At 71.1% G+C, this 23413-nt stretch carries 23 protein-coding genes; 10 read left to right on the top strand and 13 right to left on the bottom strand.

The features are described 5' to 3' along the window. Positions 1-91: 91 nt before the first annotated feature. Positions 92-871 (bottom strand): exodeoxyribonuclease III, encoded by a 780-nt coding sequence (locus tag AB0J87_RS54925; RefSeq protein WP_363982015.1) that lies wholly within the window; start codon positions 869-871, stop codon positions 92-94. A gap of 311 nt (positions 872-1182) precedes the next feature. After that, on the bottom strand, positions 1183-1965 hold the full coding sequence (locus tag AB0J87_RS54920) for a hypothetical protein (protein ID WP_363982012.1): 783 nt from the start codon (positions 1963-1965) through the stop codon (positions 1183-1185). 135 nt (positions 1966-2100) lie between these two features. Here AB0J87_RS54920 and AB0J87_RS54915 point away from each other — a divergent pair, with 135 nt between their 5' ends. Then, complete coding sequence (locus AB0J87_RS54915; protein ID WP_363982009.1) at positions 2101-2829, top strand: AfsR/SARP family transcriptional regulator; 729 nt, start codon at positions 2101-2103, stop codon at positions 2827-2829. A 101-nt stretch (positions 2830-2930) separates the two neighbouring features. Here the strand turns inward: AB0J87_RS54915 and AB0J87_RS54910 are convergent, their stop codons facing one another. Then, positions 2931-5933 (bottom strand): BTAD domain-containing putative transcriptional regulator, encoded by a 3003-nt coding sequence (locus tag AB0J87_RS54910; protein ID WP_363982006.1) that lies wholly within the window; start codon positions 5931-5933, stop codon positions 2931-2933. 213 nt (positions 5934-6146) lie between these two features. On the opposite strand from AB0J87_RS54910, the gene AB0J87_RS54905 reads away from it, so the two are divergent. Genes AB0J87_RS54905 through AB0J87_RS54895 form a run of 3 tightly spaced genes read left to right on the top strand, consistent with a single transcriptional unit; the run spans position 6147 to position 7967 of the window. Further along, positions 6147-7250 (top strand): zinc metalloprotease, encoded by a 1104-nt coding sequence (locus AB0J87_RS54905; protein WP_363982003.1) that lies wholly within the window; start codon positions 6147-6149, stop codon positions 7248-7250. 8 nt (positions 7251-7258) lie between these two features. Beyond that, a complete protein-coding gene (locus AB0J87_RS54900; RefSeq protein ID WP_350728077.1) occupies positions 7259-7579 on the top strand; it encodes a hypothetical protein in 321 nt (106 codons plus the stop codon). Positions 7580-7634: 55 nt separating this feature from the next. Then, positions 7635-7967, top strand: a complete 333-nt coding sequence (locus AB0J87_RS54895) for a DUF4326 domain-containing protein (protein ID WP_350728078.1) — start codon at positions 7635-7637, stop codon at positions 7965-7967. Position 7968: 1 nt separating this feature from the next. On the opposite strand, the gene AB0J87_RS54890 is transcribed toward AB0J87_RS54895, so the two are convergent. Further along, the gene (locus tag AB0J87_RS54890) at positions 7969-8586 is read right to left on the bottom strand and encodes a hypothetical protein (protein ID WP_350728296.1); all 618 of its coding nucleotides are present in this window, start codon (positions 8584-8586) and stop codon (positions 7969-7971) included. Positions 8587-8606: 20 nt separating this feature from the next. Here AB0J87_RS54890 and AB0J87_RS54885 point away from each other — a divergent pair, with 20 nt between their 5' ends. Beyond that, positions 8607-8774 (top strand): hypothetical protein, encoded by a 168-nt coding sequence (locus tag AB0J87_RS54885; protein ID WP_363981999.1) that lies wholly within the window; start codon positions 8607-8609, stop codon positions 8772-8774. A gap of 9 nt (positions 8775-8783) precedes the next feature. Here AB0J87_RS54885 and AB0J87_RS54880 read toward each other — a convergent pair whose 3' ends face one another. Further along, entirely contained in the window at positions 8784-10343 is a 1560-nt protein-coding gene (locus AB0J87_RS54880) for an ABC transporter substrate-binding protein (RefSeq protein WP_363981996.1), read from the bottom strand. Between the two features lie 171 nt (positions 10344-10514). On the opposite strand from AB0J87_RS54880, the gene AB0J87_RS54875 reads away from it, so the two are divergent. Beyond that, on the top strand, positions 10515-12401 hold the full coding sequence (locus AB0J87_RS54875) for a nitrate- and nitrite sensing domain-containing protein (RefSeq protein ID WP_363981993.1): 1887 nt from the start codon (positions 10515-10517) through the stop codon (positions 12399-12401). After that, positions 12394-12750, top strand: coding sequence for a DUF742 domain-containing protein (locus AB0J87_RS54870; protein WP_185067699.1), 357 nt, complete (start codon positions 12394-12396; stop codon positions 12748-12750). The genes AB0J87_RS54875 and AB0J87_RS54870 overlap by 8 nt, the downstream gene beginning before the upstream one ends. Here AB0J87_RS54870 and AB0J87_RS54865 read toward each other — a convergent pair. After that, positions 12728-14137, bottom strand: coding sequence for an MFS transporter (locus AB0J87_RS54865; RefSeq protein ID WP_363981989.1), 1410 nt, complete (start codon positions 14135-14137; stop codon positions 12728-12730). The two genes, AB0J87_RS54870 and AB0J87_RS54865, sit on opposite strands and share 23 nt — an antisense overlap. Before the next feature lie 75 nt (positions 14138-14212). On the opposite strand from AB0J87_RS54865, the gene AB0J87_RS54860 reads away from it, so the two are divergent. Next, a complete protein-coding gene (locus AB0J87_RS54860) occupies positions 14213-14674 on the top strand; it encodes a MarR family transcriptional regulator (RefSeq protein WP_363981986.1) in 462 nt (153 codons plus the stop codon). Here AB0J87_RS54860 and AB0J87_RS54855 read toward each other — a convergent pair. The 7 genes from AB0J87_RS54855 to AB0J87_RS54825 are packed head-to-tail and all read right to left on the bottom strand — an operon-like array spanning position 14667 to position 22501. Then, the gene (locus AB0J87_RS54855; protein WP_363982050.1) at positions 14667-15533 is read right to left on the bottom strand and encodes an ABC transporter ATP-binding protein; all 867 of its coding nucleotides are present in this window, start codon (positions 15531-15533) and stop codon (positions 14667-14669) included. The genes AB0J87_RS54860 and AB0J87_RS54855 overlap by 8 nt on opposite strands. Positions 15534-15535: 2 nt before the next feature. After that, a complete protein-coding gene (locus AB0J87_RS54850; RefSeq protein ID WP_363981983.1) occupies positions 15536-16339 on the bottom strand; it encodes an ABC transporter ATP-binding protein in 804 nt (267 codons plus the stop codon). Continuing rightward, positions 16336-17190 carry an ABC transporter permease gene (locus tag AB0J87_RS54845; RefSeq protein ID WP_355199430.1) on the bottom strand — a complete coding sequence of 285 codons (855 nt, stop codon included), beginning with the start codon at positions 17188-17190 and terminating at the stop codon, positions 16336-16338. Before AB0J87_RS54845 ends, AB0J87_RS54850 begins: the two co-directional genes overlap by 4 nt. Next, positions 17187-18203 (bottom strand): ABC transporter permease, encoded by a 1017-nt coding sequence (locus tag AB0J87_RS54840; RefSeq protein WP_350728085.1) that lies wholly within the window; start codon positions 18201-18203, stop codon positions 17187-17189. Before AB0J87_RS54840 ends, AB0J87_RS54845 begins: the two co-directional genes overlap by 4 nt. Before the next feature lie 2 nt (positions 18204-18205). After that, a complete protein-coding gene (locus AB0J87_RS54835) occupies positions 18206-19831 on the bottom strand; it encodes an ABC transporter substrate-binding protein (protein ID WP_363981978.1) in 1626 nt (541 codons plus the stop codon). A gap of 23 nt (positions 19832-19854) precedes the next feature. After that, positions 19855-21438: a hydantoinase/oxoprolinase family protein gene (locus AB0J87_RS54830; protein WP_363981975.1), complete on the bottom strand. Its 1584-nt coding sequence runs from the start codon at positions 21436-21438 to the stop codon at positions 19855-19857. Beyond that, positions 21431-22501, bottom strand: coding sequence for a DUF917 domain-containing protein (locus AB0J87_RS54825; RefSeq protein WP_363981972.1), 1071 nt, complete (start codon positions 22499-22501; stop codon positions 21431-21433). Before AB0J87_RS54825 ends, AB0J87_RS54830 begins: the two co-directional genes overlap by 8 nt. A gap of 106 nt (positions 22502-22607) precedes the next feature. On the opposite strand from AB0J87_RS54825, the gene AB0J87_RS54820 reads away from it, so the two are divergent. Further along, positions 22608-23042 (top strand): RpiB/LacA/LacB family sugar-phosphate isomerase, encoded by a 435-nt coding sequence (locus AB0J87_RS54820; RefSeq protein WP_363981969.1) that lies wholly within the window; start codon positions 22608-22610, stop codon positions 23040-23042. A gap of 15 nt (positions 23043-23057) precedes the next feature. Continuing rightward, positions 23058-23282 carry a hypothetical protein gene (locus tag AB0J87_RS54815; RefSeq protein WP_350728090.1) on the top strand — a complete coding sequence of 75 codons (225 nt, stop codon included), beginning with the start codon at positions 23058-23060 and terminating at the stop codon, positions 23280-23282. The last annotated feature ends 131 nt before the right edge of the window (positions 23283-23413 follow it).

The raw sequence follows: 23413 nt of genomic DNA, 5'->3' as shown, positions 1-23413 counted from the left end.
GGAGATCCCCCCTGTGGGCCGTGAAGCTACTCAATCCCCCGAGACATTTGAGAAAACAGGATACTCGGACGGACGCGGTTTGTGATTTGAATTATGGTCCGAGATCAACGACGATCGGGGCGTGGTCGGAAGGGCCCTTGCCCTTGCGGGCCTCGCGGTCGACGTACGCCGACCGCACCCGCCCGGCGACGTCCGCGCTCGCGTAGACCAGGTCGATGCGCATGCCCATGTTCTGGTGGAACATCCCGGCCCGGTAATCCCAGTACGTGAACGGGTGCGGGCCCTTCATCGGCGTCGGCACCACGTCGTGCAGCCCCAGGGCTCGCAGGTCGGCCAGGGCCCGGCGTTCGGCGGGGGTGACGTGGGTGGCGCCGACGAACAGCGCGGGGTCCCATACGTCGGCGTCCGTGGGGGCGACGTTGTAGTCGCCGCACACCGCCAGCGGCATGGCCGTCTCGGCCGCCAGCGCGTCCCGGAGCGCCGAGAACCAGGCGAGCTTGTACGCGTAGTGCGGGGAGTCCACGGTGCGGCCGTTCGGCGCGTACAGGGACCAGACGCGCAGCCCCGCGCAGGTGGCGGCGATGGCGCGGGCCTCCGGGGCCACGGCTTCCACGCCGTTCAGCTCGCCGGGGAAGCCGCGGGTCACGTCGTCGAGGCCGACCCTGGAGAGGAGCGCCACGCCGTTCCACCGGCCGTCGCCGTGGGCCGCGGCGGCGTACCCCAGCTCTGCTACCTCCGCCGTGGGGAACGCCTGCGCGGAGCATTTGGTCTCCTGGAGGCAGAGGATGTCGGGTTTCGCCTCGGCGAGCCATTCGAGCAGGCGGGGCAGCCGGGCCTTGACGGAGTTCACGTTCCACGTGGCTAGGCGCATCCTTCCAGCCTGCCACTCTTCCGGAGATCCGGCTTTCCCACTCACGGCGGGCCACCGACCCGCCGCACGTGGTGCTCTTTTCCAGCTTCTCCGCTCACGGCGGCCCGTCCACCCGCCGCACGTGGTGCTCTCCTCCAGCCTTTACGCTTACGGCGGGCAACCCACCCCCCGCACGTGGCCGGGCCCTGTCCAGGGAGACGGTCACGAGGTGTGCGGGGCCGGGCGCCGTTACGCCGCCTTCTGGGCCATCGGATGGGAAAACCCGTGACCGCCGGACAGACCCCCCAGAAGGCGGCGAGACCGGGATCGGGTCAGCGGCTGGTCCAGAGAGGCTTGTTGTCGCGGGAGTAGATGATGATCCGCCCGTCATCGCTGACCGCCAGCCAAGCCCCCGGGTTGCCGGCCGTCTTGGTGGTCCACAGGGCCTTGTTGCCGCTGTCCACCACCACCCAGTTGCCCTCCGCCTGCATGATCGACCGGGCGCCGGGGTGACCGGCCGTCGGCGTGGTGAACAGGCTGCGCTGCCCGTCGTACAGCACCGCGTTGCCCTCGTCCTGCTGGATCAGCCGGTAGCGGCCGTTGCTCGACTGCACTGCCTGCCCCGGCCGGAGCACGTGCCCCGAGGGCAGCTTGCCGATGTACGCCTTGGACGACCACAGCGGCCGGTTGTCCCGGCTGTAGATCACCAGGTTGCCGCTCTCCTTGGGCAGCAGCAGGTACGCGCCGGGGTTGCCGGCGGTCGGCGTGGACCACAGCGGCTTGTTGTCGGCGCCGTAGACGACGAGGTTGCCCTCCTTCTGCATGGTCGCGCGGGCGCCGGGCTTGCCCGAGGTGGGCGAGGTCCACAGCGCCTTGGTGCCCTCGTAGAACACCAGGTTCCCCTCCGCCTGCTGGACGAGCTTGAACCGGCCGCCTTCCGAGGTCAGCGACTGCCCGGACAGCAGCCACTCGCCGGGCCCGAGCCGGTTCTTCGCGGCTGCGGTGTGGGTGCCGGTGATGGTGGCCGCGCCCGGCTGCGTCAGGGCGACGGCGGCCACCGGGCCCGCCAGGAGCGAGCCGGCCAGCACGGCGATCGCGGCCTTCTTCGTGATCAACTTGGGTCTCTTCCTGTGTAGGCGTAGAGCGTGAGTGAAAGACCCTGGCAGAGCTCCTTGGCGTTCTGTTGGTGCGGGCGCAGCGCCATAACCGTCTTTAGCGGGGTTTTAGCGGTTCCGGGCATCCTGGGACAGATGGATCACTTGGAGTACTGCCTGCTCGGGTCCATCGACGCCTGTGTCGGGGGACGCCGCCTGGAGATCGGGCCGCGTAAGCGTCGTTACGTACTGGCCGCGCTGCTGCTGGACCTGAACCGTCCGGTCCCGGTGGAGCGACTGGTCGACGCCGTATGGGAGGGAACTCCCCCGGACAGCGCGCGGATGACCGTGCAGGGACACGTCTACCGGCTGCGCCGGACGTTGCCGGGCGTGCGCCTGGAACGGGACGCCTCGGGGTACGTGCTGCGTGCCGACCCCGAGCGCGTCGACGCGCTGCGCTTTCGCCGCCTGGCCGCCGAGGCGGCGGGCCTCGGCGACGAGGCCGGCGCCGATCTGCTGGACGAGGCGCTGGCTCTGTGGCGCGGCCCGGCGCTGGGCGGCTCGGGGGGCGGCAAGGCGCTGGAGGTGGCGGCGGTCGAGCTGGACGAGGCGCGGCTGGCCGCCGTCGAGGAGCTGGCCCGCAGGCGGCTCAGGACTGGTCGGCCGGAGCTCGCGGTGGCGCCGCTGCGCGCGAGGGTGACGGCCGATCCGCAGCGGGAACGGCTGGTGTCGCTGCTGATGACGGCCTTCTACCGGCTCGGGAGGCAGGCCGAGGCCCTCGAGCTGTACGAACGCACCCGCCGGCTGCTGGCCGACCAGCTCGGCGTGGATCCCGGAGCGGAGCTTCAGGCCACGTTCGCGACCCTGCTGGCCGGCCCACCCTGACCCGGGTCAGGCCTAGTGCGGAGCTGCGGGCCGCCCCGCCCGTGAGCCGGGTCAGGCCTGGCGCAGAGCCGCGGGCCATCGCCGGTCGCCGCTGAGGCGGGTCAGGTCTGGTCGAGCACCGCCAGGGCCGCGGCCTCGTCGAGGCGGTGGCCGAACTCCCGGTGCACCTCCAGAGCCCTCCTGGCGCAGTCGCGCCCCTCTCCCGCCGAGCCGTCCCGTACGTGGAGCCGGGCGAGCAGCGTGAGCGCCTGGCCTTCGAGCAGCCGCAGCCCGTACCGCACGGCCGCCTCGCGCGCCTGCCCGGCCACGGCGGCGGCCTCGTCCCACCGGCCGCCGTCCACCAGCACCTCGGCCAGCCACACCCGGGCCCGGGACTCCAGGTAGGGGTAGGTGCGGTCCCGGTAGACGGCCAGCACCTCGTTGAGCATGCCGACGCGCTCGCCGAGGTCGAGCGACTCGTCCACGCGGGCGAGCGTGCTGCGCGCCTCCTCGTGCTCGTGGGCCGGCGGGCGCGCCCGGGTTATGTCCACGGCCCGCCGCGCCAGTTCGGCGGCACGGGCGCCGTCGCCGCGCAGGTGGTGCGCGAAGGCCACGCTGGACAGCGTCGCGGCGAGCTGGAGGTCCTTGGCGACGGCCAGCGCCCGCTCGAAGTCCTCGACAGCCGGCGCGAGCTCGCCCAGCGCCACGCGGATGTCGCCGAGGATGGTGTACGCCCTGGCCTGCCAGGGCGGCTGCCCGCCGAGCTCCTCCCTGATCCGGACGGCCCGGAGCTGCCGGTCCAACGCCTCACGGGGACGCCCGGCCCACAGGAGCTTGATGGCGTAGTTCTCCAGGGTCACGGCCAGCTTCGTGGACGGCTCGAACTTCTCCCACAGCCGGATGATCCGCTCCTGGCTCTCCAGGCTCTGCTGGAGATCCCCGAGGCTGGAGCGTGCCACCGCGAGGTTGGTCAGCGTGAGCAGCGTGCCGGTACCCCAGCCGACCCCCTCATAGAGGTCGGAGGCGATCTCGTAGTGCCGGACGGCCGGCCGCGGCTCGTTCAGCGCGAACATGGCGTTGGCCAGCGTGTGGTGCATGCTGGCCTGGCCGGCGCGGTCGTCCGCCCGCTCGGCGGCGGCCAGGCCGCGGCGGGCCGCAGTGATGATCACGTCGGGCTGGTAGGCGCCGTACATGAAGGCGCGCAGGGTCTCGGCCAGCCGCCAGAGCAGCCTGCCGCGGGCGTGGTCGATCACGGTGAGCAGGTTGTGCTGCTCGGCCTGGAACCAGGCGCGCGCCGCGTCGGTGTCGGCGAACTCCTCCGCGTCGCGCGGCGGGTCCTCGCCCGTCAGCGGGAGCAGCTCGATGGAGGGCGCCAGCAGCGGCGCGACGGCCCGCGCGGTGTGCAGGTAGTACGCGTGCAACGGGGCCGGGTCGTCGGCGGCGTCCGTGCAGTGTTCGCGGGCGTAGAGGCGGACCAGGTCGTGCAGGCGGTAGCGGCCCGGCGCGTGCTCCTCGACCAGGTGGGCCGAGGCGAGCCTGGCCAGGAGCCGCTTGGCCGTGCCGGGGTCCGTACCGGCGAGCCTGGCGGCCGAACTCGCGGTGAAGTCGCAGCCGGGGACCAGCCCGAACCGCCGGAACAGCACCTGGGCGTCCGGCGTCAGCGCCGCGTACGAGCCGGCGAAGGCCGTGGCCACGGTCGCCTGCGCGTCGCCTTCGACGGCCAGCGTGTTCAGGCGGTCGTCGAGGAGCTCCGCGAGGTATTCGCGCAGGCCGGCCCGGCCTATGAGGTTCGCACCCGCGATGGCCAGCGCCAGCGGCAGGTGGCCGCAGAGCTCGGCCAGCTCGGCGGCCGCCGCCGGGTCGGCCTGGATCAGGTCCGGGCCGACGAGGTCGGCCAGCAGGTCGCGGGACTCGCCAGGGGTGAGCGTGCCCAGCCGTACGGTCTGCGCGCCCTGCAGGGCCAGGCCGCGCAGCGTGTCGCGGCTGGTGACGATGACCGCGCTGGAGGAGCCGCCGGGCAGCAGCGGGCGTACGTGCTCGGCGTGGGCGGCGTTGTCGAGGACGATCAGAACCCGCCTGGTGGCCGTCGTCGAGCGGTAGAGGTCGAGCTGCTCGGCGGCGCCGCTGGGCGCGGGCACGCCGAGGGCTCCGAGCAGGCGGGGCAGCACCCGCTCGGGCGGCAGCGGCTCGCCCTGGCCATAGCCGTTGAGGTCGACGTGAAGCCGGCCGTCGGGGTACTCGGCGGCCACCTGGTGGCCGACGTGCACGGCCAGCGCCGACTTCCCGATGCCGGCCGCGCCGGTCACCACGGCCACGCGGCCGCCGTGCAGCAGATGCCTCAGGCGCTCGGCCTCGGCCTGCCTGCCGACGAAGCAGGGGACGTCCCTGGGGAGCTGGCGCGGCACCACGGGCCGGTGGCCCTCGACGATGCGCTGGTGCAGGTCCCGCAGCCGCGGCCCGGGATCGACGCCCAGCTCGCCCGCCAGCAGCCGCTGCACGTCGTGGAACAGCTCCAGCGCCTCCGCCGGCCGCCCGTCGTGCCACAGCGCTGTCATGGCCAGCGCGTGCGGCGTCTCCCTGAGCGGCTCCTCGTCCCTGAGCTCCTGCAGCAGCGCGGGGACCTCGCGGTGCCGGCCCAGCTCGATCAGCGCGGCGGCGTGCTCCTCCAGCAGGTCCCACCGCTCGCGCAGCAGCGGGCGGCGCACCCGCCGCTCGACCCAGTCGGTGCCGAGCCCTTGCAGCGGCTGCCCGCGCCACAGCCCCAGCGCCCGCTCCCACGCGCCGGCGGCGTCCCGCGGCTGTGCTGCTCGCCCCTGCGCGGCGAGCGTGCGGAACCGCCCGAGATCGACCTCTTCCTCCGGTACGGCGAGCGCGTAGCCCGCCGTGGTGCTCGCGATGCGCCCGCCCAGGGTCTTGCGCAGCTGCGACACCTTGAGCTGGACGATGGTCCTGGCGGTCTTGGGCGGGTCGCGCTCCCACAGCGCCTCGATCAGCCGGTCCACCGGCACGTACGCGCCGAGGTGCGCGGCGAGCAGGCCGAGCACGCACTGCTGCTGCGCTCCGTCGATCGGGATCTCGACGTCGCCGTCGTAGACCTCGACCGGGCCCAGCACGCGGATGTCCATCGGGCCCGAGCATAACGGCGGTCCGGCCGCTCCCGGTCAGGACGGAGAGCGGCGTGCGCGTGGATCCGAGCCGGAAGCCTTGCACTCCTTTGGGCTTTCGACCGGGCGGTTCGCGGTACGAGTGCATCAGCGTCCGACCGGCCGGATCGCGGTCTGCCCTTCTTCCGCGATCCGGCCGGGCGGCCTCTCTCGCTTCACTTCTGGGGGGAAATCATGATGGACGAGTCAGAGTTTTCCGAACCGCTCACGCGAGACCTGTGCGGCACCATGCCCGTGCACCGCCGGCTGCTCAACGAGAGCATGTCCTACCGCGCGCGGCGGGCGTCCATCGAGAACCAGGCCACGCAGTACAGGCTCGGCACCCGCATGGTCAGCCGCGTCGGCGTGATCAGCATCCCCGTCGTCGTGCACGTCGTCCACAACCCGGCCCGCCCCGAGCAGAACATCGGCGCCGACCAGATCCACAGCCAGATCGAGATCCTCAACCAGGACTTCCGGGCCGCCAACCCCGACGTGACGAAGGTGCCGCCCGTCTGGAGGTCGCTGGTGGCGGACACGATGGTCGAGTTCCACCTCGCGAGCCGCGGCCCGAACGGGGAGCCGACGGACGGGATCGTCCGCGTGGAGACCCAGCGAATGGGCTTCACCTTCGACGACCTGGTGAAGTCGAGCGCCGGCGGCGGCGCCGCCCCGTGGCCCAGCGACCAGTACCTCAACATCTGGGTGTGCCAGCTGACGGGCGGGTTGCTCGGCTACGCGCAGTTCCCCGGGGGGCCGCCGGACACGGACGGCGTCGTCATCCGCCACTCCGCCTTCGGCAGCACGGGCACCGCCGCGCCGCCGTTCCACCTGGGCCGGACCACGACGCACGAGGTCGGCCACTGGCTGAACCTCTTCCACATCTGGGGCGACGACGGCGAGGGATGCAGCGGCGACGACAAGGTGGCCGACACCCCGAACCAGGCCGGCAACAACACCGGAATACCGACATTTCCCCATATTTCGTGCAACAACGGTCCCAATGGCGACATGTTCGTGAACTACATGGACTACACCGACGACGCCGGCATGATGATGTTCACCAGCGGTCAGTCGACGCGGATGAACGCCTGCCTGGAGGGCCCGCGGGCGTCCTTCCTGGTCCCGCAGCTGGCCGCGCGCGCCGAGGAGCGGATCCCCGCGGGCGTCGCCTCCCCCGCCGAGACGCGGCTCACCGGCAACGGTTCGCAGCGCGACCTGGAGCAGCTGCTCCAGGAGGTGCTGAAGGACACCCGCGCGGCGCTGAACGTGGTGGCCGGGAACCGCCAGGTCCGATGAGCGTCATCATGATGAACGAGGAAGCGCCGGACGTCGTCGGAGCCTGGACGCACTCCTACGAGGAGGACACCGACGCGATGGCGGTGTACCGGCCGGACGATTTCGCGTTCCGGCCTTCGCGGCGGCCCCGGCGCGGGATGGAGTTCCACTCCGACGGCACCTTCGTCGAGTGGCTTCCCGGGCCGGACGACCGGCCCAGGAAGATCGTCGGCCACTGGGAGCGCCAGGGAGCCGACCGGATCCGGATCACCTTTCCCGGGGGCCCGGGACAGCCGTTCGTCCTGACCGTCGTGTCCCGCGAGAACGACCAGCTGGCCTTCGCGAAATGAGCCGCCGGAGATCGCGCGCATGAACGTGGCCGCCGCGGCGGAGGTCTGAAAACCTATGGCACACCGCGTCAAGGTCGAGGGCGACCGGTTCCACGGCCGCGTGCCCGAGGGCGCCGAGTACGTCGGGCGCGAGTTCCCCGGTCACCGGCGCAGCCCGTTCGCCAACCCGCACAGCCTGTCGGAGAAGGGCTGCCGGGTCTGCGGCGGCCGGGTCCACCAGCGGTCCCAGGTGATCGAGCTCTACCTGGCCCACCTCCGCGAGCACCCCGAGCTCGTCGAGCGGGCCCGCCGCGAGCTGCGCGGCAAGGACCTGGCCTGCTGGTGCGACCCCGATCAGGAGTGCCACGCGGACGCGCTGCTGGCCGTCGTGGCCGGCGCGGAGCCGTAGCTCACGGACGTTCGACGCCCACGGTGATCTCGTTGCCGAGCCGGCGCTCCATCAGCAGCTCCAGGTCGTCGCCGCTCCAGAACTTCCCCGGGTCGTACCAGTTGGGCCGGCGACCGCCGGGCAGCAGGCCCATCTCCTCGTACGTGACCGCCACCACCTCGGCGCAGTACGCGCTCTCCAGCGTCTCCTGGCGGCGGCGCCGTCGCGGCAGCCGTCCCCTGGCCCAGCGGGCGGCCAGGCGGGCGGTGGAGGGGAACGGGGTGCCATCGAGCCGGGCCACCGTGCGCAGGGCCGCGTCCTCCATCTCGGGCGTCGCCTCCGGCTCGAGCTGGCGCAGCCAGGGCCGCTGGCCGTAGCGGCCGACCCACGTGGTCACCGCGTCGCGCAGGTCGTGCAGCTGCACCCCGCGCTGGTGCGTGCCCGACCACAGGTCGATCAGCGACTTGCCCAGCTCGGCGTGCCACATCATCGGCGGCAGGTCCTCGACCACGATCGCCATGCCCACGTGGTTGACCGGGCTGTTGGTCATCGTCTGGATGGCGCGGTCGGGGACCGAGCGCCCGCGGAAAATCCACAGATCGCCGGTCCTCGTCACCCTTACGGCCTCGTCGAGAGTCAGCACACCGTTAGCCTAGGCACATGCGCTGGTGGAAGATGCTCGGTCTGGCGGGAATCATGGGCGTGGCGGCCACGGGAGTGGTGATCGCGCGCGCCGAGCGCCGCCGCCGGGCCTACACGCCCGAGGAGATCAAGGCCCGGCTGCGCGAAAGGATCGTCGAGGGAGCGCCTCACGAAGTGAGGCCATGAACACAGCAATCAGCCCGAGGGGCGTAGGTCGTAGACGAAGACCACGTCCGGGTAGGCCGGGTTGTCGTTGTAGCCCTGCACCGCGCCCTGGTAGGCCCGCTGGTAGTTGACCACCCATGGCATCGCCGCGGCCGCCCGCTGGTCGAGCACCCGCTTCGTGGCCTGCTCGTACACCCGCTGCGCCGCCGGCCGGTCTGTCACGGTCAGCTCAGGCACGGTGTCGAGCAGCGCGTCCAGGCCCTGGTCGCGCAGGTAGGCCAGGTTGAACACGGGCGGGTTCCCGCTGTGGAAGACGTTGCCGAAGTAGGAGTAGCCGTCGGCGTAGTCGGGCCACCAGTACATGACGAAGATGTCCTGGCCGCGCTTCTTGCCCTGCTCCCACTGGGCGTTCCAGGGCATCGCCCGGGCGTCGATCGTCACGTTGAGCGATTTGAGGGCGGCGGTGAGCTTCGTGGCGAGCAGGTGCCAGTCGGTGTCACCCTCCCCGTACGTCAGCCGCAGCCGGAGCGGCCGGCCGCCGGGGCCGTACCCCGCCCTGTTCAGCAGCTGCGCCGCGCCCGCCAGGTCCTGCCGGGGGACGCGGCCCGGCACGTACCCCATGAGCCCTTCGGGGATGATGCCGCTGGCCGGTGAGACCGCGCCCTTCAGGTCCTTGACCAGGCCCTGGTAGTCGACGGCCTTCTGCACCGCGCGGCGCACGCGTATGTCCTTCATGGGGCCGTTCGCGGTGTTGAACAGCAGCATCGCCGTCTGGAACGAGGCCCGCTCGGAGGTGCGCACGCCCGGCGCGGTCGAGGCGGCGGCGAACAGGCGCGGGTTCAGCCGCGCCACGAAGCTCACCTCGCCGCGCTGCAGCATTCGCCACGCCCTGTCGGGATCGGGCACGACGCGGAACTTCACCGTGTTGTAGTGCGGCCGGCCCCACCCTCCCCAGTACTTGTCGTACGCGCTGAGCGTGAGCTCGTCCTCCTTGCCCTTCTGCCACTTCGTCACCGTGTACGGCCCCGAGCCCGCGTCCCTGCCCGACGCGAAGAACTTCCCGAGGTCGGGCGCCGCCTGCGTGTCGTAGATGTAGGCCGCGTACGTGGAGGAGGCCACCAGGTCCAGCGGGACCGGGTACTTCAGCGCGAACGTCACCGTCGTGGGCCCGTCGATCCTGATGGACGAGACGGCGTCCCAGATGTAGGAGGCGCCCGCCTTGGCGCTCATGGTGCGCTCGACCGACGACTTGACCGCCGCGGCGTCCAGGGGCCTGCCAGTGTGGAAGGTCACCCCGGGGCGGAGGTTGAACGTCCACGTCCGGCCGTCGGGCGACGAGCGCCACGACGTGGCCAGCCTGGGGCTGGACTTCTTGGTGACCGGGTTCCAGAAGGTGAGCGTCTCGTAGATGTTCTGGAGGGCGACGATCTCGTTGGAGTAGGACTTGGAGGGGTCCCACTCGGTGACGATGTCCAGGTTCTCGACATAGACGAACGGGGACTGCCCGGACGGCGCCTGCGGGGGCTCCGGAGGCGGCGAGCAGGCCGCGAGGAGTAAGAGCGCGGCGGCCGCTGCGAGACGACGGCGCAACGCATCTCCCTCTGTCGGCGATGTACTCGGGAAACCTACTCCAAGATCGATGGATCAAGGCCCAGGTGTCCAAAAGTCCCGAAAAATTGGGCATTTTGATGATCCAATTGCTATTCTCTGGGCTTGTCCCGTCCGGGGTTGCCAGCAGGGGACCGACCGGAATGAGGTGTCATGGGTCGTAGCCGAACGATCCGCATGAAGATCATCGGACTACTACTCGTGCCACTGGCCTCCATGGTGGTCTTGTGGGGGGTCATTACCGCCGTCACCGCCACCGAGAGCTTGGAGCTGCGTCAATACAAGACACTCTGGACGAACCTCCGTCTTCCCGCGTACAAACTGATCAGCGAGATCCAGCGTGAACGTCTAGTCTCGGCCAGGCTCCTGCGCAACTCGGGGGAGAAGTCCGCCGTCGCCGCGCAGCGCACCCGCACCGATGCCGCCAGTGACGCGTTCAGGCAGCTCTCCAGCACATCCAAGGACCGATCGGAAGAGATCCGCACACAGGTGGACGCGGTGTACACGCAACTCGACAGGCTCGATGCGATCCGAGGCGAGATCGACACGGGCCTGTCCGACCGTCTGCACACCGTGGAGGCCTACAGTGCGATCAACGACACGCTCTTCGGCCTGCACAAGCGGGTCGCGCTGATCGACGACATCCCGATCTACGAGCAGTCGCGCATCGTCATCGACCTCGGGTACGCCAAGGAGCTGCTGACCAGGGAACAGGCCGTCGCGTTCGGGCCGACCCAGCCCGGCGAGCGCCGGCTGTTCACGGAGCTCGTCGGCAACCGGCGCTTCCTGGTCGACCAGTCGCTCAACGAGCTCGACCCGAGCCTGCGCGACCAGCAGGTGGCGCTGATCACCTCCCCCGCCTACCAACGGCTGCGGATCATGGAGGACCAGATCATCGCCGGGAAGGCGCCACGGAGCTGGCTCACCCTCACGGAGGGGCTGTCCAAGTCGTTCCAGGAAGCGCTGATGCGGGCCAGCGCGGTGCTGAACACGCGGACCGAGCCGATCGCCGACCAGGTGCTGTCCCGGGCGCTCCTGCTGGCGGGCGCGACGCTGGGGCTGGTGGTCGTGTCGATCGCGTTCTCGCTGCGCATGGGCAACCGGCTGTCGAAGGAGCTGGGCGCGCTCCGGCTGGCCGCGCTGGAGGTGGCCCAGGAACGGCTCCCCCACGTGGTCGCCAAGCTCCGCAAGGGCGAGAAGGTCGAGATGCCGGAGCTGTCCGTGGCGAGCACCACGGTCGAGATCGACGACGTGGGCCAGGCGTTCTCCACCGTCCAGCAGACGGCCGTCGAGGCCGCGGTCGGCCAGGCGCAGCTCAGCGAGGGCGTCGGGCACGTGTTCCGCAACCTGGCCAGGCGCAGCCAGACCCTGCTGCACCGCCAGCGCATCCAGCTGCAGGACATGCAGCACCGGGCCACCGACCCCGACGCGCTGGACGACCTGTTCAAGCTCGACCACCTGACCACCCGCATGCGCCGCCACGCCGAGGGCCTGATCATCCTGTCGGGCGCCACCCCCGGCCGCGGCTGGAGCCGGCCGGTGCCGCTGCTCGACGTGGCCCGCGGCGCGTCGGCCGAGGTGGAGGACTACCAGCGGGTCACCGTCGAGCCGATGTCCGGCCAGCGCCTGGCCGGACCCGTGGTCGGCGACGTGATCCACCTGATCGCCGAGCTCATCGAGAACGCCACCGTCTACTCGCCGAAGCACACTCCGGTCATCGTGCGCGGCGAGGTGGCGGCCCGCGGCTTCACCTTCGAGGTCGAGGACCGCGGGCTCGGGATGAGCGCAGAGGAGCTGGCCGAACTCAACGAGCGGCTGGCCAGCCCACCGGAGTTCGACCTGGCCGACAGCGACCGGCTCGGCCTTTTCGTCGTCTCCCGCCTGGCCGCCAGGCACGACATCCGCGTGACGTTACGCGGTTCACCATATGGAGGGACCACCGCGATCGTGTTGATCCCGGAAGAGCACGTGGCAGAGCCCGAACCGGAGGCCCACGTGAAGGAACCCGCTCGACCCATGCGGGTGGTGCGAAGTGAGTGACGAACGCTGGCTGGACGAGGACGCCGGTCCTATCGTCCCGGCCTACCTACTGACCCGGGGCCGTACGGTCCCCGCGAGCGAGGCCATCGACCTCATCGCGGTGATCATCACGGCCGGTGGCCTGGCGCCGCCGATGGGCCTGGGCCCCGAGCATCTGATCATCATGCAGAAGTGCACCAAACCGACCCGGCTCGTGGACGTCGCGGCCGAGCTGAACCTGCCCATCGGCGTGGTACGGGTGCTGGTCGGTGACCTGCACGCGCAGCAGCTCGTGCAGGTCGAGCACCCGCCCCCCGCGCCCGACGCGAAGGTGCTGCTCGAGGTGATCAGCGGCCTGAAGGCGCTGTGACCGTCGCGCGGTTGAGCCGCCCGTACACGGCCGCGAAGAGCGCGGCCGTGGCCCCGGCCACGGCTGCCGTCCCGAAGACCCACTGGTAGCCGCCCACGCCCGGCTGGGCGGCCAGGATGGCGGCGATGGCCGCGCCGGCCGTGCTGCCGCCGACGATGCGTACGAGCGCGTTCACGCCTGCCGCGAGGGCCGTCTTGCCCGGGTCCACGTGCTCCACGGCCATGGTGCCCAGCGCCGCGTAGCCGATGCCGAGGCCGATGCCCATCAGTGAGGTCGCCACGTACAGGTGGGCCGGGCTGGTGTGCGCGACCACGAGCCACAGCCCCGCCAGGCCCGTGACCGCCGACCCCGCCGCCACCATGGACGAGGCCTGGAAGCGGCGCATGATCCGGCCCGCGAACAGCGAGATGACCAGCATGAAGATCGTGCTCGGCAGCAGGAAGAAGCCCACCTGGAGGGTGGAGGCGCCGAAACCGTAACCGGTCTCCGTCGGCACCTGGGCGAAGCTGGACGTGCCCGTCATGAGGGTGAAGAACGAGAACCCGAGCAGCATCGAGGCCACCGTCGCGCCGACCGTGCCCCGGTGGACCAGCATCGCCATCTCCACCAGCGGCTCGGCCACCCGGCGCTCGACCGCGACCCAGACCGCCGCCAGCGCCGCCGCGGCGGCGAACAGGCCGAGCACGCCCGGCGAGGTCCAGCCCCACGAGCCGCCCTCGCTGATGCCCAGCAGGAGCGCGACCAGCCAGGCGGCCAGCAGCGCCGCGCCGGCCAGGTCGGGACGGCCCTTGGGGCCCGCCGGGGCGCTGTCCTTCACGAGCAGGGCCACGATCGCGACGGCCACCAGCGAGATGCCGGCCGTGATCCAGAAGACCAGGTGGAAGTCACCGGACGCGAGCCCGGCCAGGATCATCCCGCCGCCGCTCCCGAACCCCATCGTCGCGCTGATCACCCCGATGCCGGTGGCCAGCTGCTCCCTGGGCAGCACGTCGCGCGCCACCCCGATCGACAACGGCACCAGCGCGGCCACGGCTCCCTGGAGCACCCTCGCCACCATCAACCAGGTCAGCGAGGGCGCCAGCGCGGCCATGACCGAGCCGACCACCAGGAGGCCCAGGGCGCCGAGGATCATGGGGCGCCTGCCGTACATGTCGCCGAAGCGCGACAGCAGCGGCGTGGCCACCGCCGCGACCAGGAGGCTCAGCGTGAGCGTCCAGGTCACGGAGGAGAGCGGGGCGTTCAGCTCCCGCTGCAGCACGGGAAGCAACGGGACCACGGCGGTGTTCTGAAGTGCGGCGATGGAGGCCGCGAAGGCCAGCGCGACCACCCCGGGCCACGGACTTCTGGTGGACGTCGTACGTGCCGCGGACGCGACGACTGTCGCCATGTCGGCTCCTTTAGCTAAGTTAGGTAAGTAACAGGGCAAGATAATACATACGTAAGTTAGGTAAGCAAATCGGTTATGGACGAAGATCTCAACAGGACGGTGTCGGCGTTCCGCTCAGTGGTGGACGCGCTGAACCGCGCCAAGACGCACGAGCGCCTGACCGAGGCCGCCGGCGTCCGGCTCGACCGGCCCGACGTGAAGATCCTCGTCCACCTGCTGGACGCGCCCGAGCCGCGCAGGATCGGCGCGATCGCCGAGGCACTGCAGGTGGAGAGCCCTCACGTGACGAGGCACGTCGCCTCGCTGGAGCAGCGCGAGCTGGTCGAGCGGGTACGCGACCCCGACGACGGCAGGGCCTGGCGCATCGCGCTGACCGAGGAGGGGGCCGAGGTGGCGAGCAGGTGCCGCCAGGTGACCACCGAGTTGTTCGAGGGTGCGCTCACGGACTGGTCGGCGGAGGACCGGGCGGAGCTGTCCCGGCTGATGAGCAAGCTCTCGGGCGACCTCTGCGCCCACCTCAAGAACCTCGTCAGCTGAGCAGCACGTCCTCGGCGCGGTGACAGGCGACCTGGCGGCCTTCCAGGTCCCTGAGCGCGGGCGGCTGCTCGCACTCCGGCGCGGCCAGCGGGCAGCGGAGCCGGAACGGGCAGCCGGTCGGGGCGGGCACGGCTTCCGTCCTGCCCCTGGCCACGGGCGGGGCGCCGCCCAGCTTCGGCACCGCGTCGCGCAGGGCCCGCGTGTAGGGGTGGGCCGGCTTCGCGAGGAGTTCGGCCGTCGGCCCCGACTCGACGACGCGGCCCGCGAAGAGCACGTGCGCGGTGCGGCACAGCCGGTCCACGACGGCGAGGTTGTGGGTGATGAGCAGGCGCTCGGTGTCGAGGGAGGCCAGCAGGTCGAGGATCCTGGCCTGGACGGTGACGTCGAGCGCGCTGGTGGGCTCGTCCAGGATGAGCAGGCGGGGGTCCACCGCCAGGGCTCTGGCGATCACCACGCGCTGGCGCTGGCCGCCGGAGAGCTGGTGAGGGCGGCGGGTGGCCAGGTCGGGGTCCAGGCCGACCTGTTCGAGGAGGTCCTTGACCCGGCCTCGCGCGGCGCGCGGCAGGGCCTCGGCGACGGAGGCTCCGATGCGCATCCTGGGGTCGAGGGCCTCGGCCTGGAACACGGGCTGGACGTCTTTCCGGAACTTCCGCATGTCCGCTTTTTTGAGCGTTTGGTCGCCGTACCAGATATTTCCGGACATGGGGGTGAGGAGGCCCAGGAACGCGCGCGCCAGGGTCGTCTTGCCCGAGCCGCTCTCCCCGATCAGCCCCACGCCGCCCTCGGTGATGTCCAGGGTCACGTCGTGCACGACCGGGGTGCGGCCGTAGCCGAGCGTCACGCGCTCGGCCCTGAGCATGGTCACGGCAGCGCCTCCAGCAGCTCGCGCGTGTACGGATGTGACGGCTCGGCCAGCACCCGCGCTGCCGGCCCCGACTCCACCACCGTGCCGTCCTTCATGACCAGCACCCGGTCGGCGATCGTCGAGACCAGGGCCAGGTCGTGGGAGACGAGCAGGAGCGCCAGCCCCCGCTCCTCCCGCAGCCTGCGCAGGACGCCGACCACCTCGGCCTGCACGGTCACGTCCAGCGCACTCGTGGGCTCGTCGGCGAGGATCACCTCGGCGCCCAGGGCGATGGCCAGCGCGATGGCGAAGCGCTGGGCCTGGCCGCCGGAGATCTCGTGGGGGTAGCGGCGCAGGATCTCGCGGTCGAGCATGACCGCTTCCACGGCCTCCCCCATGATCTCCTCCAGCCGTCCCTTCCCGGCTGCGGGTTGTGGAGGGGTGCCGTCCTTCGGGCCGGGGCGTGGGCCCGCGGCCTTGCCGACGCCGTGGAGCTTGAGGGCGCGGCGCATCAGGACGCCGAGGCGGGTCGCCGGGCTGAGGGCCGCCTGCGGCGACTGCATCACGAGTGCCACCCTGGCGCCCCGGATCTCGCGGAGCCTGCGGGGTGACGCCGTGAGCACGTCGACGCCGCACATCCGTACATGACCTGAAATTTCGGCATCTGGGGTGAGGCCCAGCAGCGACATCAGCGTGGTCGACTTGCCCGAGCCGCTCTCCCCCACGATCGCGACGCACTCGCCCTCGCGCACGTCCAGCTCCGGCACGTCGGCCACGACGCGCCCGCCGTAGCGCACCCGGAGGTCACGCACCTCGATCATCTGACCGCCCTTCGCGGGTCCAGCGCGTTGCGCAGCCCCTCACCGAGCACGTTGAACGCGAACGCCGTCACCAGGATCGCCAGGCCGGGGAACGTGACCACCCACCAGTTCGTGGTGAAGAGCGTCTGCCCCTGCTGCACCATGAGCCCCCACTCCGCCGTCGGCTCCTGCGCTCCCAGCCCCAGGTACGACAGCGCCGCCGAGGTCAGGATCACGCCGCCCGCGTCGAGCGAGAGCTGGACCAGGACGGGCGTGAGCGAGTTCGGGAGGACGTGCCTGAGGATGATCAGCGGCGCGGGCACGCCGAGGCACCGGGCGGCGTCCACGTAGCTGCGGGTGGCGATCGAGGCCGCCACGGAGGCCGCCAGCCGGGTGTACCAGGGCCACCAGGTCACGGCGATGGCCAGGATGACCGTGTTCACGCTGGGCTGGAGCACCACGGCCAGGGCCAGGGAGAGCAGCAGCGCGGGGAAGGCCAGGAAGATGTCCGTGATCCGCATGATCACGTCCCTGATCCAGCCGCCCGCGTACCCGGCGACCACGCCGAGCGTGACCCCGATCACCGCCGACACGGCCAGCACGGCCACGGCGATGAACAGGGAGGTGCGGCCGCCATACAGGACTCTGGTGAGCACGTCGCGGCCGACCTGGTCGGTGCCGAACCAGTGCGCGGCGCTCGGCGGCTGCAGGTTCTCCAGCGGCTTGACCTGGTCCACCGGGTACGGCGCGAGCCACGGCGCCAGGATCGCGGCCAGGACGACCAGCACGATGAGCACCGCCCCGAACGCGGCGAACCGGTCGGGGATCCTGGGCAGGAAGGTGCGCCGCAGCGGCGCCTCGACGCTCGTCATCGGGCCCTCGCTCGCGGGTCGACGAAGCCCTGGAGGATGTCCACGACCAGGTTGGCCAGCACGTACACCAGGGCCACCAGGAGCGTGACGCCCGCGATGGCCGGGGTGTCCAGCGACTTGATCGACTCGGCGGCGTAGCGGCCCAGGCCGGGCCAGTTGAAGACCGCCTCGACGAGGAAGCCGTTGACGATCGCGTACGCGAAGACCAGGGCGATCAGCGACAGAACCGGGTTCAGGGCGGGCCTGAGGGCGAACCTGGTCAGGATGGACGTCTCGCCGAAGCCGAGCGCGCGCTCCAGCTTGGTGTGGTCCTGGCCGGACTCCTCGATGAGCGCCGCCCTGGTCATCTGGGCGATCACGCCCGTGGGGTAGGCGGCCACGACCAGCGCGGGCAGCACCAGGTGCTGGAGCGTGCTGGTGAAGATGGGCCAGTTGCCGGTGATGAGGGCGTCGACGATCGTGATGTTCGTCCAGAGGGTCAGCGGGCTGGTGGTGTCGAGCGAGGAGTCGTACTCGCCCGCGATCGGGAACCAGCCGAGGTTGCTGGCGAAGACCGTCTGGAGGGCCAGGGCCAGCCAGAAGACGGGGACGGAGACGGCCAGCATGCTGCCGACCCGCACCCCCAGATCCGGAAATTTCGCCTTATAGCGGGCGGCGAGCACTCCGACCGGAATGCCCACGACGACCGCGATGAGCAGGGCCGTGCCGACCAGCTCCAGCGAGGCGGGGAACGCCACGTAGAGGTCGTCGAGCACCGGTTGCCGGGTGCGCAGGCTGACGCCCCAGTCGCCGGTGAGCAGGTCGCGCACGTAGTTGAGGAGCTGCACGGGGATCGGGTCGTCGAGCCCGAACCGCGTGCGCGCCGCCGCGAGCTCCTCGGGCGTGGCCTTCGGCCCGGCGAACGCGACCGCCGGATCCCCCGGCACCAGCCGCATCACGACGAACGTGAGCACGACCACGCCGGACACGACCAGGAGGGCCTGGCCGAGCCGGCGGGTCAGATAACGCGACATCGTCAGCTTGCGCGCTTCTTGAGGTCGTAGAAGAAGACCACGTTCGGATAGGCGGGGTTGTCCACGTATCCCTCGACGTCGGACGTCAGCGCGCGCTGGTAGGTCTGCACGTACGGCACGGCCACCGCCGCCTGAACCTGGATGATCTTCTTCTGCAGGTCCTTGTACGCCTGGTCGGCCTTGAGCTGGTCAGTGGCCGTGAGCTGCGGCAGCGCGTCGATCTCCGTGTCGATGGCGGAGTCCTTCAGGTACGACAGGTTGAACTGCGGCTTGTCGGCGCTCTTGAACACGTTGACGTACCAGGAGTAGGCGTCCGGATAGTCCGGGTACCAGTACATGACGAAGATGTCCTGGCCCTGCTTCTTGCCCAGGTCCCACTGCGCGCTCCAGGTCATGGGCTTGGCCTGCAGCGTCACGTTCATGCCCTTCAGCGCCGAGCTGAGCAGCGTGACCAGCAGCTTCTGGTCGTCGTCACCCTGCGCGTAGGTCATGGTGAGCTTGAGCTCGGGGTTGTCCGGGCCGTAGCCGGCCTCGGCGAGCAGCGCCTGCGCCTTGGCGAGGTCCTGCTTGGGCTCCATGTCGTTGGCGTGGCCGAGCAGGCCCTGCGGCACCAGGCCGTTGGCCTTCTGGCCGGAGCCCTTCAGCGCCGCCACCAGGCCGTCGTAGTCGATCGCGTACTGCAGGGCCTGCCGGACCCTGACGTCCTTCGCGGGCCCGCTCGCGGTGTTGAACAGCACCAGCAGGTTCTGGAACGACGGCGAGGCGGAGGTCTGCACGTTCGGGGTGGTCCCGGCCTGCTGGAAGAGCTGCGGGTTCAGCCGCTGGACGAAGTTGACCTCGCCCTTCTGCAGCAGCTGCCAGGCCGTGGTGATCTCGGGGGTGACGCGGTAGGCGACCTTCTTGTACTGCTCCGGCTTCCAGCCGCCCCAGTAGCCCTCGTACGCCTTCAGCGTGAGCTCGGTCTCCTTGCCCTTCTGCCAGGAGCCGATCGTGTACGGGCCGGTGCCGGCATCCGACTTGCCGTCCTTGTCCACGGTGTTCACGTCGTAGATGTAGGCCGCGTAGCCGGAGGAGGCCACGAGGTCGAGCGGGGTGGCGTACTTGAGCGTAAACTTCAGCGTGGACGCGTCCACCGCGTCGATCGTCTTGACCGCGTCCCAGATGTAGGCGGCGCCGCCCTTCTTCTCGATCGTCCGCTCGATGGCCTTCTTGGCGGCCTCGGCGTCGAGCGCGGCGCCGGAGTGGAACTTGACGCCCTGCCGCAGCTTGAACGTCCACTCCTTGCCCTCGTTCGCCGAGGTCCACTCGGTGGCCAGGCGGGGCTCGGCCTTCTTCTCCTGGGAGTTGTACCTGGTCAGGCCCTCGTAGATGTTCTGCATGGCGACGATCTCGTTGGAGTACGAGGTCGCGGGGTCCCAGTCGGTGACCACGTCGAGGTTCGGCACGTACACGAACGTGCTGTCGTTGGCCTGCGCGGCCGGGGAGGCCGCCGGTTGGCTGCTGCCGCTGCTCTCGGCCGGCTTGGGGGTTCCGCCGGCCCCGCGCACCTGACCGCCCGCGCACGCGGATGCGGTCAAGGCCAGGACACCGGTGACCCCGGCGACGAGCAGACGCTTGTGCCAGCTCATGAAGGGGGGATCCTTTCGGTCTGTCACCGGGCGAGTGGTCCGGCTGCTTTGACGTGTACCCGCACGGCGGGCTCGGAGAGGTAGCTCAGCGGCACCTCGAGGAGGTCCACGATCTCTACGCCGGAGGGATCCGCCCCCGCCGCGACGGCGCGCGCCGCCGCCTCCTCTTTGGCCCTTTCGATCGCTTTTGACCGGCTATCTCCCGCAGGCAAGATCGTATCCACTCTGCCACTCGCGAGTGCGATGGCGGCGCCCACGGCGTTGGCCACTTCGGCGTGCTCGGGGCGGACGACCCGGCTCGCGCCGGGGATGGCGTCGGGCAGCAGGAAGGCCCCGCCACCCACCGCGACCAGGGGTCTGTCCGTTTTGCCGAGCGCCATCCGGTCCACCGCGTCGATGATCATCTCGTCCGCGATGGCCACCGCTCTTTGCAGGGTGTCTGCCATTCTTTCCGACATGTCACCCGAGTCGCGCGCCCGGACGGCGGCCTCGAGGCGCTCGCGCCACCCGGCCGCCTCGTCCGGGGTCCGGCCCGCCGCCACGGCCGCGTCGGTCATCGTCACCGTGGAGCCGCCGAACACGAGCGCCTCCTCGACGATCCGGTAACCCACCGAGTCGGGGCCGATGCCCGGATTGCGGACGACCGTGCCGCCGCCGAGCGCGATGGCCAGGATGTCGGGCATGCGGAAGTTGGTCAGCACCCCGCCGATCTCGACCGCCGCCGCCGACTCCCTCGGGAAGCCGCCCACCAGCACGCCGAGATCGGTGGAGGTGCCGCCGACGTCCACCACGATCGCGTCGGCGACCCCCGACAGGTACGCGGCGCCGCGCAGGGAGTTCGCCGGACCCGAGCCGATCGTGGAGACCGGCAGCCGGGCGGCGTGCTCCAGCGTCATGAGCGTGCCGTCGTTCTGCGCCAGGTACGGCCTCGCGCCCAGGCCCCGTTCGGCCAGCGCGGTGACCAGGGCCTCGGTCACGTGGGTGGCGACGCCGTACAGGGCGGCGTTGAGCACGGTGGCGTTCTCGCGCTCCAGCAGCCCGAGCGAGCCGATCTCGTGGCTCACCGAGACCGGCAGGCCGTACTCGGCCTTGATCAGCTCCTCGACGACGCGCTCGTGATCGCCGCTGGCCGGGCTGAACACGCCGGTGACCGCCACCGCGTCGGCCTCCAGGCCGTCCAGGAAGCGGCGCACGGCGTCGAGCCCCGGCGGGCCGATCTCGCGGCCGTCCACGTAGTGGCCGCCGGGCACGATCGCCTCCCCCGCCGAGACGGCCGCGCGCAGGTCGCCGGGCCAGCCGGACAGTGGCGGGACGGAGGTGGTGGCGGGCGCGCCGAGCCGTAGCACGGCGACGCGGCCGAGGTTGCGCCGCTCGAGGAGGGCGTTGGTCGCGTGCGTGGTGCCGAGCATGACCCGGCCGATCCGCGTTCGGCCCTCTCCGTCCTCTCCGAGCTCGCCGAGGACCGCGTCCAGGGCGGCCCGGAGCCCTTCCGTCACGTCCGGCGTGGTCGGCCGCTTGGCCTTGGCGATCACGCGGCCGTCGGCGTCGAGCACCACCGCGTCCGTGTTCGTGCCGCCGACGTCGATCCCCACCCGCAGGTCAGCCATGCGCCGTCAACTCCTCGACGGGAACGTGGTCCAGGTCGTAGCCGAACGCCCGGGGCCCGGCCGTCTCCAGGCCCTTGGGGGTGCGCCAGAGCGGGTCGCACGGCCAGGCGAGCACCGTGACGCGCTGGCCGTACCTGAGCCCCTCGGTCTGGACGGCGGCGGCGGTCTCGGTGTCCACGACGGTGATGAGGTCGGGCACGATGGCCCGCACCCGGCCGTCCTCCAGGGCGACCAGGTTCTCGTTCTGCAGCTCCAGGGTGAGGCGGCGGCCCCGGTCATCGCCGGTGCCCTCGATCGTGGCCGTCCCCCGGACGAACCCGCCCGTGGTGCGCCGCTCCACGTCCGTCAGCTTGCCGGTGATCAGCCGGGCGGCGCCCAGGCTCCCCTGGAGCGCGCCGAGCGGGTCCGCCGCGCCCTCCGTGGCCCTGCCGATCTCGATGGCGCGGGTCACCGTACCCTCGATGACCGCGCCTCTGGCCCGTACGGTGGTGAGCACGTAGTCGGCCATCAGCGCGGACGAGCCCGCGGCCACGCAGACCGCCCTGGCCAGCCGTTCCGACCAGAGGCCGTCGACGGGGCGGATGGTCACCACGTTCCCGACGATGTCAGACATGATCACCAGGTCGGCCGGCAGCCCCGCCACGTACATCGACACCATCTGGACCTCGGGGAACGCCCGCCCCATGCCGTCGGCGTCGAGCAGCGGCAGGCCGAGCCGGGCGGCCCAGGCGACGGGCGCGACCCCGTTGGAGCCGCCGATCTCGGAGGACATGATCGCGCTCGGCGAGCGGCCGAAGAGGCGTTCGATCTCCTCGGCGATGCGCTTGGGCTCGTCCGCGCTGTGGATCATCTCGTGGCTCACGGTCGGAGCCCCGATGCCCGACAGCGGCACGATCAGCGCGTCGTCGTCCAGGTCGTCCAGGCCGATCAGCGGGACCTCGCCGTACTCGCGGACGGCCCCGATCGCCGCCAGCGATCCGGTACGCACGTCACCACCGCCCCCGGTGCCCAGGACGGCACACCCGCGGGCGAGCGCCGGAATATCGCTCTCGTCAATATTCATATGGCGACACAACCAAGCACACTTCATCTCATTTAGCCAGTCCAGGGCATGTGCTGGCGCCTGGGCCGCGGCGCTTGATACATCTGAGGTCGGAACGGGAGGGCACATGCGGATTTCGGTGGCCGCCGACAGCAAGGACGGGGTGGCCGAACGGGTCGTGTCGGAGCTGCGCAGGCGGGGACACGAGGTGGTCACCCACGGCGCGCTCAGCGAGGAGGAGCGCGACGACTGGGCATGGGCCTCCGAGCTGGCCGCCCGCGACGTGCGCGAGGGGCGGGCCGACCAGGCGGTGGTCTGCTGCTGGACCGGTACGGGCGCCTCGATCGCGGCGAACAAGGTGCCCGGGATCCGAGCGGCGCTGTGCGTGGACGCCTACACGGCCGACGGGGCCAGGAAGTGGAACGACGCCAACGTGCTGGCGCTCAGCCTGCGGCTCACGTCCGAGGTGGTGCTCGACGAGATCCTCGACGCCTGGCTGGCGGGATGGCCGAGCGCCGAGTCCGCCGACGTGGCGAACATCTCCCACCTGGACGAGATCTGACTAACCTGTATAGGCATGCCGAACTTACACTGTACGCACTGCGGTGAGGAGGGGCTCGAGGCCGGGTTCATCCGAGACTCGGGCGAGAACTCTCCGGGCTTCGCCAGATGGGTCGAGGGCGCGCTGGAGCGCGGGATCTTCGGCGGCGCCAAGCTGATGGGCCGGCCGAAGTGGGAGATCGACGCCTACCGCTGCCGATACTGCTACCACGTGGAGCTTTTCGCGGCCCGCCGCGACTGAGCGCGACCGTCCGTGACTTGACGCGACCGGTCGCGGCCGAGAAACGGCAAGATCTTTCGCGCGGCGCCGCCCGTGAACGTGACCAGTCTCGGCCGATCCCGGCCGGGAGGCGGAAATCGTCGGCATCGCCG

It is taken from the genome of Nonomuraea sp. NPDC049625 (genome assembly GCF_040675285.1).
Classification (GTDB): domain Bacteria; phylum Actinomycetota; class Actinomycetes; order Streptosporangiales; family Streptosporangiaceae; genus Nonomuraea; species Nonomuraea angiospora_A.
This window is presented reverse-complemented; position numbering and strand designations above follow the sequence as displayed.